The sequence below is a fragment of the Flavobacterium sharifuzzamanii genome (genome assembly GCF_003254585.1).
GTDB lineage: Bacteria > Bacteroidota > Bacteroidia > Flavobacteriales > Flavobacteriaceae > Flavobacterium > Flavobacterium sharifuzzamanii.
This window is the reverse complement of sequence record NZ_QJGZ01000027.1, coordinates 1-14265: the sequence shown is the minus strand read 5'-3', so window position 1 is coordinate 14265 and position 14265 is coordinate 1. Positions and strand designations below refer to the sequence as shown.

At 32.8% G+C, this 14265-nt stretch carries 14 protein-coding genes and 1 pseudogene; 7 read left to right on the top strand and 8 right to left on the bottom strand.

All coding sequences use genetic code 11. The annotated features are described in order from the left end of the window. Positions 1-535: 535 nt before the first annotated feature. The 5 genes from pyk to DMA14_RS00440 form a co-directional block, all read right to left on the bottom strand. Positions 536-1969: a pyruvate kinase gene (gene pyk, locus DMA14_RS00460; protein ID WP_111422268.1), complete on the bottom strand. Its 1434-nt coding sequence runs from the start codon at positions 1967-1969 to the stop codon at positions 536-538. Between the two features lie 5 nt (positions 1970-1974). After that, positions 1975-2463 (bottom strand): IPExxxVDY family protein, encoded by a 489-nt coding sequence (locus DMA14_RS00455; protein WP_095930692.1) that lies wholly within the window; start codon positions 2461-2463, stop codon positions 1975-1977. A gap of 125 nt (positions 2464-2588) precedes the next feature. Continuing rightward, entirely contained in the window at positions 2589-3329 is a 741-nt protein-coding gene (rnc, locus tag DMA14_RS00450) for a ribonuclease III (RefSeq protein ID WP_111368513.1), read from the bottom strand. A 9-nt stretch (positions 3330-3338) separates the two neighbouring features. Beyond that, complete coding sequence (gene fabF / locus DMA14_RS00445) at positions 3339-4592, bottom strand: beta-ketoacyl-ACP synthase II (protein WP_111368511.1); 1254 nt, start codon at positions 4590-4592, stop codon at positions 3339-3341. Positions 4593-4829: 237 nt separating this feature from the next. Then, positions 4830-5066 (bottom strand): acyl carrier protein, encoded by a 237-nt coding sequence (locus DMA14_RS00440; protein WP_007137004.1) that lies wholly within the window; start codon positions 5064-5066, stop codon positions 4830-4832. A 175-nt stretch (positions 5067-5241) separates the two neighbouring features. Between DMA14_RS00440 and purN the strand changes: the two genes are divergently transcribed. Together purN and rnhA are read left to right on the top strand one after the other, a co-directional pair. Next, positions 5242-5805 (top strand): phosphoribosylglycinamide formyltransferase, encoded by a 564-nt coding sequence (purN, locus tag DMA14_RS00435; RefSeq protein WP_111422267.1) that lies wholly within the window; start codon positions 5242-5244, stop codon positions 5803-5805. A gap of 72 nt (positions 5806-5877) precedes the next feature. Then, positions 5878-6354 (top strand): ribonuclease HI, encoded by a 477-nt coding sequence (gene rnhA, locus DMA14_RS00430; RefSeq protein WP_111422266.1) that lies wholly within the window; start codon positions 5878-5880, stop codon positions 6352-6354. A gap of 57 nt (positions 6355-6411) precedes the next feature. On the opposite strand, the gene DMA14_RS00425 is transcribed toward rnhA, so the two are convergent. Then, on the bottom strand, positions 6412-6771 hold the full coding sequence (locus DMA14_RS00425) for a DUF6249 domain-containing protein (RefSeq protein WP_111422265.1): 360 nt from the start codon (positions 6769-6771) through the stop codon (positions 6412-6414). 308 nt (positions 6772-7079) lie between these two features. Here DMA14_RS00425 and DMA14_RS00420 point away from each other — a divergent pair, with 308 nt between their 5' ends. From DMA14_RS00420 to DMA14_RS00405, 4 genes are all read left to right on the top strand, one after another. Further along, entirely contained in the window at positions 7080-7667 is a 588-nt protein-coding gene (locus DMA14_RS00420; protein ID WP_111422264.1) for an RNA polymerase sigma factor, read from the top strand. Beyond that, the gene (locus DMA14_RS00415; protein WP_111422263.1) at positions 7651-8055 is read left to right on the top strand and encodes a hypothetical protein; all 405 of its coding nucleotides are present in this window, start codon (positions 7651-7653) and stop codon (positions 8053-8055) included. The genes DMA14_RS00420 and DMA14_RS00415 overlap by 17 nt, the downstream gene beginning before the upstream one ends. Before the next feature lie 206 nt (positions 8056-8261). Further along, on the top strand, positions 8262-9185 hold the full coding sequence (locus DMA14_RS00410) for a PfkB family carbohydrate kinase (protein ID WP_111422262.1): 924 nt from the start codon (positions 8262-8264) through the stop codon (positions 9183-9185). An 82-nt stretch (positions 9186-9267) separates the two neighbouring features. Beyond that, positions 9268-11166: an amidophosphoribosyltransferase gene (locus DMA14_RS00405; protein WP_111422260.1), complete on the top strand. Its 1899-nt coding sequence runs from the start codon at positions 9268-9270 to the stop codon at positions 11164-11166. Between the two features lie 842 nt (positions 11167-12008). On the opposite strand, the gene DMA14_RS00400 is transcribed toward DMA14_RS00405, so the two are convergent. After that, complete coding sequence (locus DMA14_RS00400) at positions 12009-12620, bottom strand: superoxide dismutase (protein WP_111422259.1); 612 nt, start codon at positions 12618-12620, stop codon at positions 12009-12011. Positions 12621-12759: 139 nt separating this feature from the next. Continuing rightward, positions 12760-13386, bottom strand: coding sequence for an aminoacyl-tRNA hydrolase (gene pth / locus DMA14_RS00395; RefSeq protein WP_111422257.1), 627 nt, complete (start codon positions 13384-13386; stop codon positions 12760-12762). A 243-nt stretch (positions 13387-13629) separates the two neighbouring features. Between pth and DMA14_RS00390 the strand changes: the two are divergent. Continuing rightward, positions 13630-14265 (top strand): annotated as a pseudogene (locus DMA14_RS00390) (hypothetical protein); the annotation flags it as partial.

The following is a 14265-nucleotide window of genomic DNA, read 5'->3' as shown; positions in this document are numbered from 1 at the left end:
TACGCTTTCAAAAAAATATTCTCAATTTGAGGTTGCATCTTTTTGATGTGTTTCAAATTCGATTTATTTTAAAATCTGAAACAAAATATTTTTAACTTTTTCTTAAGTATCTCAAATTTAACTAATAAAAGAGCGAACAATCGTGTTTATTCGGCATGAGCTTGTTTCATTTTATAAAATGAAACAAGATAGTTGGAGAATTTGCACCAAAATGTTTCATTTTATAAAATGAAACATATCAAAACACCAGAAAGTTAAGCAGTTATGTTTTTGGTTATAAAAGAGTGGAAAGAGAGCAAAAAATAACTTGAGGTGATTTTCTGTATAGATATTTTTGAAATTTTAGTCAAATGAAACCAAAAAAATCTTTTTTTCCGTCTAAAATTTTAATAGATTATCAGAAAATTAAGTCGTAAAATGTCCCGAAAAAGACAAAATATCAAATTGGAAAAGTATTGTACTTTTATAAAAAAGTTTAAAAAAACAAAAAGCCGCTTAAAAAATTAAGCGGCTTTTTAAAATTTATTTGAAGTGATTATTCGATTTCAGAAACTCTCATCGTGTTAACCATTCCTTTATCTTTAATTGGCATTGCAGCAAGGTTGATTAAATAATCTCCTTTTTGTGCATAACCTTTGTCAACTGCAATTTGATTTACATCTGTTACAGTATCATCTGTACTTTCTTCATTATCATAGTAGAAAGATTTAACTCCCCATAATAAATTCAATTGTGTTAAGATTCTTCTGTTTGAAGTAAACACTAAGATATGAGCTGTAGATGGTCTCCAAGCCGAAATTTGGAAAGCAGTATAACCGCTGTTTGTTAAAGTACAAATTGCTTTAGCTTCAATTTCATTTGCTAATAAAGCTGCTTGGTGACAAACCGTTTTAGTAACAAAACGTTTAGTTTTAATTTGTGGCGTATTTTGTGGAACTTGAATAAGTGGTGAATTCTCAACAGCCTCACAAATTTGTGCCATTCTTTGAATTACTTGTACTGGGTAGTTTCCTGTAGCAGTTTCTCCAGATAACATTACAGCATCTGCACCATCCATTACTGAGTTAGCAACGTCGTTTACCTCTGCTCTTGTTGGAGTTAAACTTGTAATCATTGTTTCCATCATTTGTGTAGCAACGATAACCGGAATTCTAGCTGTTTTTGCTCTTCTGATCAAATCTTTTTGTACCAATGGAACTTCGTGAGCAGGAAGCTCAACACCTAGATCTCCACGAGCCACCATTAAACCATCACAGTATGCTACAATTTTATCCATATTCTCAAGAGCTTCTGGCATTTCAATTTTAGCAATGATTGGAATTTTTACCTCTGAGTGTTTTGCAATTAATTCTTGTAAATCCTGTAAATCGCGAGGAGTTTTCACAAATGAAAGTGCGATCCAGTCAACTTTTTGTTCGATTGCAAAAATAGCATCTGCAATATCTTTTTCTGTTAAAGCTGGTAAAGAGATTTTTGTATTTGGAAGATTAACTCCTTTTTTAGATTTTAATTCTCCTCCTTGAATAACTCTTGCAACAACCTCAGTTTTTTTATCTGTAGAAACAATTTCAAAAATAAGTTTACCATCATCAAGCAAGATACGCTCTCCTGGGTTAACATCATTTGGGAAATTCTGATATTTCATGAACACTCTTTTTGATGTTCCGATAATATCTTCAGCAGTTGTAAAAGTGATTTCGTCTCCATCATTTACAACAGTACCTTCTTCCATTACACCAACTCTAAGTTTAGGTCCTTGCAAATCTCCTAAAATTGCTGTCGTGTAACCAAACTCTTCGTTTAATCCTCTAATGATATCGATTTTTTCTTTTACTCCTTCGTAATCTGCATGCGAAAAATTGATTCTAAACACATTAACACCTGCATCGATCATATCTTTAATGATCCCTCTTGTACTACATGCGGGGCCAAGTGTAGCAACAATTTTGGTTTTCTTGTTTGTTAGCATTTTTTTTAAAAAATTAGATTGTTTTTTGATTTTATTTTGTCTGTATCAACGGCATAAATAGCCGCAATACTTTCTATTGTGTTTAATTTTTGTTGAATTTCTGAAAAATTAAGCGCCTCTTCGCTATTATCAATTTTCAGGAAAAAATCGACTTTTTTAAATTCAGGAAGTAAATGAATTGTTGTCGAAACCTCACTTGTTTCATTAGAAAACAAATTCTGGAAATCATTTGTACTCACAGAAATGATTTCATTTTTATTCTGAATTAAATTCCAGGAAACAGCTTTTTCTTCATCATAATAATAGAATCTCGAAAAATTTGCTTCACCTTCCTTAGTCTGAGCATGGATCTCGTTTTTGCTCTTACTTAAGTTGATCGGAAGGATTTTATTGATAAAATAGGCTAATCTATAATCTTCTAATGAAGTATGAATTGCCATCAAATAATAATCAATTTCGTCAAATTCGTCTAAATCCAATTTATGAATAGCCATGTCTTGAAAAATCAAGTTGTAAATATACTATTTCTAAACGGAGCATCAACAGTTATGACATGCTTGTTTTGTTAAATTATAAACGAAAACGATGTAGTCTTGTGAGAGTTACAACATTTTTGCAGCTATTTCTTGTCAATTTTTTCTTGAAATGCAAAATAGGCTCTCTGTGATGCTTTTTCTTCTGCTTTCTTTTTTGAAGTTGCTCTCGCTCTTGCAACAACTTTATCGTCAATACTCAATTTAACACCAAATAAACGCTGGCCGTCTATTCCGTTATCTTCAAAAATGTCATAATGAAAAACTCTTTTTTCTTTCTGGCACCATTCAATAACAAGGCTTTTATAGCTAATAACTTTTCCTTCTAATCGCGCAATATCTACATAAGGCGTAACTACTCTTTTTTGGATGAATTTCTCGCAAAAAGTATAGCCTTTGTCTAAATAAATAGCTCCTATAAGGGATTCAAAAATATTACCGTGAATGTTTTCTCCAAAGTGCTGAATTGGCACTTTGCTCTCTACAAACTGCACTAAATTTAAGTCTTTACCTAATTCGTTCAAATGTTCACGACTCACAATTTTTGAACGCATTTTAGTCAAATAACCTTCGTCTCCATTTGGAGCTTTATTAAATAAATGTGCAGCAATCACAGCACTTAACATAGCATCTCCTAAAAATTCTAAACGTTCATAATTAATAGGATGCCCATTCTGATCTAATTTATTAGACGAACGATGTGTAAACGCCCGTCTGTAAAAATCTATACTAGAAGGCTGAAAACCAAGAATTTTCTGAATAGTGTCAAAAAAAATCCCGTCTTCTAGAGAACGGGATTTAGAAAATATTTTTTTGATAATATTCATATACAGAAATTAGTCAGCTAATTTTTTAAACAATACGCAAGCATTGTGTCCACCAAAACCAAATGTATTACTCATAGCAACATTTACTTCTCTTTTTTGAGGTTTGTTTAGAGTAAGGTTTAAAGATGGGTCAATGTTTTCGTCAACAACTGTATGGTTAATCGTTGGAGGAACAATTCCGTGCTGCATTGCTAAAATAGAAGCAATAGCCTCAATAGCACCAGCTGCACCAAGTAAGTGTCCTGTCATCGATTTTGTAGAGTTGATATTGATATTTTTAGCATGATCTCCAAAAACTTTGCTAATTGCTTTTAATTCAGCAACGTCTCCTAATGGAGTAGAAGTTCCGTGAGTGTTGATGTGATCAACTTGATCAGGAGTCATACCAGCATCTCTTAATGTGTTTTCCATTACTGCGATAACTCCAATTCCTTCCGGATGTGGTGCAGTTAAGTGGTAAGCATCAGATGACATACCTCCACCGCCAATTTCGCAGTAGATTTTTGCACCTCTGGCTTTAGCATGTTCGTAGTCTTCAAGAACTAAAGCTCCTGCTCCCTCTCCTAAAACGAAACCATCTCTAGTTGCATCAAAAGGTCTTGAAGCTGTTTCTGGACTTTCATTTCTTGTTGATAAAGCGTGCATTGAGCTAAATCCTCCCATACCAGCAATTGTAACAGCAGCTTCAGAACCACCAGAAACAATAACATCGCACATTCCTAAACGAATGTAATTGAAAGCATCGATTAATGCGTTTGCAGAAGATGCACAAGCAGAAACCGTAGTATAATTTGGTCCCATATACCCATTACGCATAGAAATATGTGCAGGAGCAATATCGGCAATCATTTTAGGAATAAAGAAAGGATTGAACTTTGGAGTTCCATCACCTTTTGCGTAATACAATACTTCATCTTGGAAAGTCTCTAAACCTCCAATTCCTGCTCCCCAGATAACACCAACTCTTTGTTTGTTAACGTTATCATTTGTGATTCCAGCATCTTTAATAGCTTCATCACTGGCAGCAATTGCGTATTGTGCAAATTTATCTAATCTACGAGATTCCTTGCGATCCATGTAATCTTCAATATTGAAGTTCTTTACTTCGCAGGCAAATTTCGTTTTGTGTTTCTCGGTATCATAATATGTGATCGGAGCGGCTCCGCTAACTCCATTCACAAGTGCATTCCAATATTCTTGGATATTATTCCCAATAGGAGTAAGTGCACCTAATCCTGTTACAACAACTCGCCTTAATGCCATAAATATGTATTTTGTACTTTAAACAAATAAAACCCACGCTTTCTTAACTTATAGTTATTTAAGAGCCATGGGAATTACAATATAAATATATCTTTTTGATTGAAAATCAATCGAAATTTAAATTTTAAAAAAATAATAACACCCGATTTTTAGAAAATCCAATTTTTCAAAAACAAATCCCAATTTTGGAATTTGGACATTCAAATTTGGAATTTTTAAAATTCGGGTGTGGTATTATTATTTTTTTGCTTCTTCGATATAAGAAATAGCTTGACCAACAGTAGCAATGTTTTCTGCTTGATCATCTGGAATTTGAATATCAAATTCTTTTTCGAATTCCATAATAAGCTCAACAGTGTCTAATGAGTCAGCTCCTAAATCATTAGTGAAGCTTGCTTCTGTTACAACTTCGTTTTCGTCAACACCTAATTTGTCTACGATAATCGCTTTTACTCTTGATGCAATGTCTGACATAATCTTTAATTTTAGAATTTAATTTGTTGGCAAAAATAAAAAACTTTATTTTAAAACAACTATTTAGTTTATAAATGTGACACTAATTTATAAAATTAATTTCAAGAAAGGTCTTTTAAAGCTATTTATTTTCGATTTTTATTCCGTTTTTTGCACTCTCAAAACACACAACTTTATGAAAAAAATTATCGTTTTTGCCTCAGGATCAGGAACTAACGCCGAGAACATTATAAAATATTTTTCGAACACTGAAATTGCAAAGGTTGTTTCGGTCTTTACAAATAATGCTTCGGCAAAAGTGATTGAAAGAGCAAAAAATCATCAAATTCCTGTCGAAATTTTCGAAAAAAACGAACTTTTAGAAAGAAAAGTGCTACAAAAAATACAGAAAATCGACCCAGATTTGATCGTTCTTGCTGGTTTTTTACTCAAATTTCCGGAAAACATAATTGAACAATATCCAAACAAAATAATAAATATACATCCAGCACTTTTACCTAATTATGGAGGCAAAGGAATGTATGGAATGCATATACATAGAGCTATAGTTAATAATAAGGAAAAAGAAACAGGAATCTCAATTCATTATGTTAATGAGAACTATGATGAAGGCGCTATTATCTTTCAAGCAAATGTTACCTTAACAGATGAAGATACTCCAGAGACGGTTGCAGAAAAGATTCATGAATTGGAACAAAAACACTTTCCAGAGATTATTCATAAAATATTGGAAGAATAAAATCAAATTCAAAAATCAATTGCAATTAAAAAAATCATCCCGATAGCTATCGGGACTGAAATCTAAAATTAAATGAATCACGAAGTACATATATATACGGATGGCGCAGCAAAAGGAAATCCAGGAAATGGCGGTTATGGAGTCGTGATGGAACTGGTAGGCACTCCACATAAAAAAGAATTCTACGAAGGCTTTCGTCTTACTACCAATAATAGAATGGAGCTTCTGGCTGTAATTGTAGGTTTAGAAAAATTGAAAAAGCCAAATATGAAAGTCCTTGTGGTTTCAGATTCTAAATATGTTGTTGATTCTGTAGAAAAGAAATGGGTTTTTGGTTGGGAAAAAAAAGGATACAAAGACAAAAAAAATCCTGATTTATGGAAACGTTTCTTAATTACTTACCGCAAACACCAAGTCGATTTTAAATGGATAAAAGGCCACAACAATCATCCGCAAAATGAGCGTTGCGATCAATTGGCTGTTATGGCATCCATGCAACCTAAACTTTCGATTGATGTTTATTACGAAACCGTCGCATCTAAAGAATAAAAAAAAACGCATCAAATATTTGATATTTGATGCGTTTTTTTTTTATTCTTTACTCTCTTACTTTCCTTCTTCTGCCTTATCTAAATCTTTAGCCATTCCAAATCCGATTAATAATCCAACTCCAGCCATTATGAATATGATTGAAGGATAAACCGCTCCATCATTCAAAGATGTGTAAGTAGTAATTAATAAGGCGATAAAAATACCTAAACCACTTCCTATTAATAAAAAGGCAATATTTACAACAAAGATTTTCCATGCTGGAACCCCTTTTCCTTTTCCCTGTAAAAAAATACTCGCATCTACTCCTTTTTCTATAAGAGCCAAACGCTCTCTATTTCTTGTAGAATAAATTAAATAAACAATCCCGAAGATCATTAAAAAAAGACTGATTGGAATTAAAATTTTTTCGTCCATGATATTTTATGTTTTTAATTGATTGATATACCTCATATGACGAGGGTTTTTAAAATGAGGTTACAACTTTTGGTGAAAAATTTCAAATTTTAAATTCCAAATTCCAAAACCAACTGATTATCAATTAATTTTGATTCAAAGAAACTTTGTCAAAGTTCCAAACTTTGACAAAGCTTATACTATTATATAATAAGTATAATTTGAATTTTAACTCTGATAGTTATTGGATTGGAATTTGGGATTTGCTTTTTGGAATTTATTTTCAAATTTCTTGTAACCTAAATAAACAAACCGTCGTCCTATATAATATGAGCACAATACATGATCAACATTATATCGATAAAATCTTGAAGGGCGAGACCAATGCATTTGCCGTTCTTGTAGATCGTTATAAGGATATGATTTTTACTTTGGCTCTAAAGATGGTTAAAAATCGAGAAGAGGCAGAAGAAGTTGCGCAAGATACTTTTATTAAGATCTATAGTTCTCTAACAAAATTTAAAGGTGAATCTAAATTTTCGACCTGGATTTATAAAATCGCCTACAATACTTGCCTAGACCGTTTAAAGAAAAATAAAAAAGACGATTTGAATATTTCTATAGACGATTTTTCTTCTCATTTAATAAAAACCATGGACAATGCATTGAGCGCACTAGAAGAAAAAGAACGAAAGCACACCATTCAGAAATGTTTAAATTTATTACCAAGTGACGAAAATTTCCTTTTAACTTTATTTTATTTTGATGACCAAAATTTAGAAGAAATTGGAAAAATCATGAATATTTCGGCCAATAACGCAAAGGTAAAATTGTTTAGGAGCCGACAGAAATTAGCCGTAATTTTGAGACAGCAGTTAGAACCAGAAACAATAGAATGTTATGATAGAGAGCGATAAAAATATAGAGGAACTTATTGAGAAAATGATGGCTGATGAAAAACTGCAATCACCATCAATAGATTTCACTTCTAAAATAATGGCTGAAGTTCATCTTTTAGAAGAGAAAAAACTGAAAACATACAAACCATTAATTTCTAAACCAATCTGGATTTCGATCGGATTGGCTGTGGCAGCATTAGTGATTTATGTTTCTCTATTCTCAGTTTCAGAAACTGATTTCAAAATTGACGAAGTCGGGAAATTCTATTCTGATAGAATGTCAACAGCATTTTCAGGAATTCATTTTTCTAAAAATATCCTGTATGCCATTTTAATTGTTCCAATTATGATTTTAGTTCAGGTTGGAATTTTAAAAAATTATTTTGATAAAAAGTACGAGCTGTAAAATATTCGCAATTATTTTCAAAAAAGTTGCATCTTAAATTCAAAAAACCTATTATAAACACAACTAAAAATCAATTTTAACCCATTCATTTACAATAGTTTTAATCCGAAATCATAGTCGTTTTTTTAAGAAAATTTTGAGAACCTAAACCGTTGCAAGATTGTAACTTATGAAGTATCTTTGCACCCTAATTCGAAATTCATAAAATGAATAAACTATTGATTGTTGGAACAGTTGCTTTCGACGCGATTGAAACTCCTTTCGGAAAAACAGATAAAATATTAGGTGGTGCTGCAACCTACATCGGATTATCAGCGTCATTTTTTAACTTGCAATCGGCCATTGTTTCTGTAGTTGGCGACGATTTCCCTCAAGAACATTTAGATCTTTTAACTTCAAAAAATATTGATATCTCTGGTATCGAAATTGTAAAAGGAGGAAAGACTTTTTTCTGGAGCGGTTTATACCACAACGATTTAAATTCTAGAGATACTCTTGTAACTGAGCTGAACGTTTTAGCTGATTTTCAGCCAAAAGTTCCTCAAAACTACAAAGATGCTGATGTTGTGATGTTAGGAAACTTACATCCATTGGTACAGAGCAGTGTTTTAGATCAAATGGAGAAAAAACCAAAATTAGTAGTTTTAGACACTATGAACTTTTGGATGGACTGCGCTCTTCCAGAATTACTAGACGTTATTAAACGTGTAGATGTTATTACAATCAATGACGAAGAAGCTAGACAGCTTTCTGGCGAATATTCATTAGTAAAAGCAGCTTCTAAAATCCAAGACATGGGACCAAAATATGTGGTGATCAAAAAAGGAGAACACGGAGCACTTTTATTCCACAACAGAGAAGTATTCTTTGCACCAGCTTTACCATTAGAAGATGTTTTTGATCCAACAGGAGCAGGAGACACTTTTGCAGGTGGTTTCTCTGGATTTATTGCGCAAAGCGAAAACATTTCATTCAACAACCTGAAGAATGCAATTATTTATGGTTCAAATTTAGCTTCGTTCTGCGTAGAGAAATTTGGAACTGAAAGGATGGAATCATTAAGCAAAGCCGAAGTAGCGATTCGATTACAGCAATTTAAGTCGTTAACTCAGTTTGACATAGAAATATAATGCCTAAGAGCCTCGATAAAACGGGGCTTTTTTATTACGTTAATACACACAACTTACAACAACACACAAATAACAAAAAACAATGAGCGACGCTTTAAAACACGAATGTGGTATAGCCTTAGTTAGACTACTAAAACCGCTTGAATATTATAAAGAAAAATACGGCACTGCTTTCTACGGAATTCAGAAGATGTATTTAATGATGGAAAAACAGCACAACCGCGGACAAGACGGCGCTGGTTTTGCAAGCATTAAATTTGATGTTGAACCTGGACAGCGCTATATCAGCCGAGTTCGTTCAAATCATTCACAGCCAATACAAGATGTTTTCAAACAAATCAATGAGCGAGTTAGTGAAGAACTAAAAGCTCATCCAGAACTTGGAGATGACATGAAAGAGCTAAAAGCAAATATTCCTTATGTTGGAGAATTGTTTTTAGGCCACGTTCGTTACGGAACTTTTGGAAAAAACAGCATCGAAAGTGTTCACCCATTTTTACGTCAAAGTAACTGGATGCACCGTAACTTGATTTTGGCAGGAAACTTCAACATGACTAATGTTAAAGAACTTTTCGAAAATCTGGTTGAATTAGGGCAGCATCCAAAAGAAATGGCTGATACTGTTACAGTAATGGAAAAAATTGGCCACTTCTTAGACAAAGAAGTAATGCAATTATACCAAGACTGCAAAGCTGAAGGATATTCAAAAAGAGAAGCTTCTCCAGTAATTGCAGAACGTTTAGATATTGCTAAAATATTAGCTCGTTCGGCAAAAAACTTAGACGGAGGTTACGCAATGGCTGGTTTGTTAGGTCATGGCGATGCTTTTGTTTTTAGAGATCCTGCAGGAATTCGTCCAGCTTACTTTTATCAAGACGACGAAGTTGTGGTTGTAGCTTCTGAAAGACCGGTTATTCAAACTGTATTCAACGTTCCTTTTGAAAGCGTTCAAGAAATCGATCCAGGTCACGCTTTAATCATCAAGAAAAATGGAAATGTTTCTATGAATCAAATCTTGGAACCAACAATCAAAAAAGCTTGTTCGTTCGAAAGAATTTATTTCTCAAGAGGAAGTGACGCCGAAATTTACCAAGAACGTAAAGATTTAGGAAAACTAATTTTACCTGCTGTTCTTAAAGCAATTGATAGCGATACAGACAACACTGTTTTCTCTTATATTCCTAATACAGCAGAAACTTCTTTTTATGGTTTAGTTGAAGCAGCCCAGGATTTCTTAAATCAGAGAAAAAATAATTATATTCTAGAAAATAGAAATACGTTAACCGCTGAAACACTTCAGGAACTTTTAGCTGTAAAAATACGTACAGAGAAAGTTGCCATTAAAGATGCTAAACTTAGAACCTTTATTACAGAAGACAGCAGCCGTGACGATTTAGTGGCTCACGTTTACGATGTAACTTATGGCGTAATTAAACCAGAAGATAATTTGGTTATTATCGACGACAGTATTGTTCGTGGTACTACATTGAAAATGAGCATCATTAAAATGATGGATCGTTTAAAACCAAAACGTATTGTAATTGTTTCATCTGCACCACAAATTCGTTATCCAGACTGTTACGGAATCGATATGGCTAAATTAGAAGGTTTAGTTGCTTTTAGAGCTGCACTTGCTTTATTAAAAGAAAGAAACCTTTACCATATTGTAGATGAAGTTTATGCAAAATGCAAAGCTCAAGAAAATTTCGCAGACAAAGACGTTGTTAACTATGTTACAGCAATATACGATCAATTTACAGATGAAGAGATTTCAGATAAAATTGCAGAAATGTTAAGCTCACCAGAAATCAATGCAGAAGTAAAAATCATCTTCCAAAAAGTAGACGATTTACACAAAGCATGTCCTAAAAATTTAGGCGACTGGTATTTCACAGGAGATTACCCAACTCCAGGTGGAAACAGAGTTGTAAATCGTGCTTTCATGAATTTTTATGAAGGAAAAGACGCTCGAGCGTATTAATAAAATACTAATAAAAGGTTAAATAGTGCATTTCATCGGTTTTTTTTGCCGTTCATCCTATTTCTTTGGTGAAATTGAAAAGCTATGATACTTTTGAAATACCATAACATTAGTAGGTTAAGTTTATGGTAGATTTGGGGCAAAAAGGGTGGAAGCAATTCCACCTTTTTTATTGGAATAAATTCAACCCATTTATAAACAGCCGATTATACCTCTTCATCGGATTTACTTACCTTTCATCTAAAATTTTTTACTCTCAAAAATAACTGCCATACATTTACTATACCATAACATTAGTAGGTTAGTATATGGTAGATTTGGGGCAAAAAAGGCGGATTTTCTTCCGCCTTTTTTATTTCAACCTACAAACATCTAAAAAACAACCACTTACCCGCTTTTTGTCGAGTATAATTGCTTTTTATCTAAAATTTTTCCAATATAAAAATAACCGCCATACATTTACTGAACCATAACATTAGTAGGTTAGTTTATGGTAGATTTGGGGCAAAAAAGGTGGAAGTTCTTCCACCTTTTTTACTGAAATAAATCTAGAAATATTTTAAAACAGGCCATACAAGCTTTTAATCGGATATAGTTGCTTTTTATCTGATAAGTTTCCATCAAAAAAATATCTGCCATACCTTTACAGGACCATAACATTAGTAGGTTAAGTTTATGGTAGATTTGGGGCAAAAAAGGTGGAAGTTCTTCCACCTTTTTTATTTTGCTTTTTTTTTCAGAGAAAAGAAAATAGAGTACAGAATAAAGACTTTTAAAAATTGAGCATAAAAAAAAGACGAACCTATGGCTCGTCTTTTTTCTATATTCTATGCTCTATTTTCTTATTTGTCTAAAGCAAATCTTCTAGCTACTTCTGTCCAGTTAATTACACTGAAGAAAGCTTCAATATAATCTGGTCTTCTGTTTTGGTAGTTTAAGTAGTAAGCGTGCTCCCAAACATCCATCCCTAAGATTGGAGTTCCACCGTGACCAGCAACTTCTGGCATTAATGGGTTATCTTGATTTGGAGTACCTACAACTTCTAATTTCCCTCCTTTTTGAACTGTTAACCAAGCCCATCCAGAACCAAATTGAGTTGCTCCTGCTTTAGCAAATTTTGCTTTAAACTCCTCAAAACTTCCAAAAGAAGATTCGATAGCAGCCAATAAATCTCCTGTTGGCAACCCGCCTCCATTTGGAGACATTACTGTCCAGAATAAATTGTGGTTGTAGAAACCTCCACCATTGTTACGAACTGCTGCGTTAGATTTATCTAAGTTAATTAAGATATTTTCGATAGTTTTTCCTTCTAAATCTGTTCCAGTGATAGCTGCATTAAGATTTGTAGTATAAGCATTGTGGTGCTTTGTATGATGGATTTCCATTGTACGTGCATCAATATGTGGTTCTAATGCATCGTATGCATAAGGTAATTGTGGTAATTCAAAAGCCATGGTAAAATGATTTTTATGGTTTATAATAATTTATTCCAAATTTAGACATTTAACTTTGGAATTGAAAATACTATTTCGTTATAATTGAATTAAATTCATTGATAATTTACATTTTTACGACATAAACACCTGAAAATCTTTATTTTCCATTAAATGTTGTCATGGTGTTTTCTAAACCAGCTGCTCCAAAAGTTTTTATAATTTCTACTGAAGTTTCCAAGCGTTCTGGAAGTTTTGCTTCTTCTTCAGGAGTCCATTCTCCCAAAACATAATCTACCTGCTGTCCCTTTTTAAATTGGTCGCTGATACCAAATCTGTAGCGTGTGTAATTTTGTGTATTTAGAACTAGATTTATGTTTTTAAGTCCGTTGTGACCTCCGTCACTTCCTTTTGGTTTGATTCGGATTGTTCCGAAAGAAAGATTTAAATCGTCTGTAATTACCAAAATATTTTCTAACGGAATGTTTTCTTTGTCCATCCAGTATTTTACTGCTTTTCCACTTAGATTCATATAAGTGTTTGGTTTTAAAAGAAAAAAAGTTCTTCCTTTAAATTTATATTCAGCAAGCGATCCTAATTTTACCGTTTCGAAAGAAAGACTTTCTTTTTTGGCTAAAAAATCAAGGACTTTAAATCCGATATTATGTCTTGTATTTACATATTCGGCGCCAATATTACCCAAACCTACTATTAAATATTTTTTCATATTATTTATGTTCTCTTCTTGTGGTCTTGATGTAAACAGTTTTGTTATCCATTTTATCATGGTGCAAAAATAAACTTAATTAGGAAATTAAGTGGTTTGCATTCATAATTTTCTCCAACAATTCATTTGAAAAATCAAAACAACAAACAGAAAAAAAATAATACTAATAGTACAAAAAAACCTTAATCTATTAAAAAAAAAACATGTAGAGGCAAAATTCGAGAGGACATAAAAAGAAATTTGCGCATTCACAAAAGGGGTCTAACCAAACATCTAAATGCCCCAAAACTAAAAGAATACGCTATGAAAAATAAATTTCTTCCTTTACTTTTTGTGCTAGCGAGTTACGGTGCCTATTCTCAAGTAGGTATTGGAACACTTAAGCCAGATGCATCAGCTCAGCTAGAAGTTGTTGCTTCAGATAAAGGGATTTTAATTCCTAGAGTTCCTTTAACAGGATCTACAGATGCTACAACAATTAAAAATAAAAATGTTGATAGCTTACTGGTTTTTAATACTGAAACAACTTCAGATGTTACTCCTGGGTATTACTATTGGTATATTGATAAATGGTATAGACTTCTTGTTTCTGGAGAAGAAACAATAACCACTCTAGTATATGATCCTATTAAAAACACATTAACTTATACTGATGAGAACAAAAACTCAACAGCTATTAATCTTATTAAAGCTGCTGAAACCACTACAACTGTAACACCAGTTATTACAATAGGAAACAAAATTGCTTCTTATAAAAATGAGGCAGGAACTGTAGTTGACGTTAATGAAACAATTACAACTGTTCAAGATGTAATTACAGCGAAAACTGTAAACGGTGTTACTTCAAACATTCACATCTTAAGATATATAGACGAAGCGCGAAATACGAACGAAATTAATTTAACAGATATTATAAAAGATTCCGGCGCTATAGGCCCA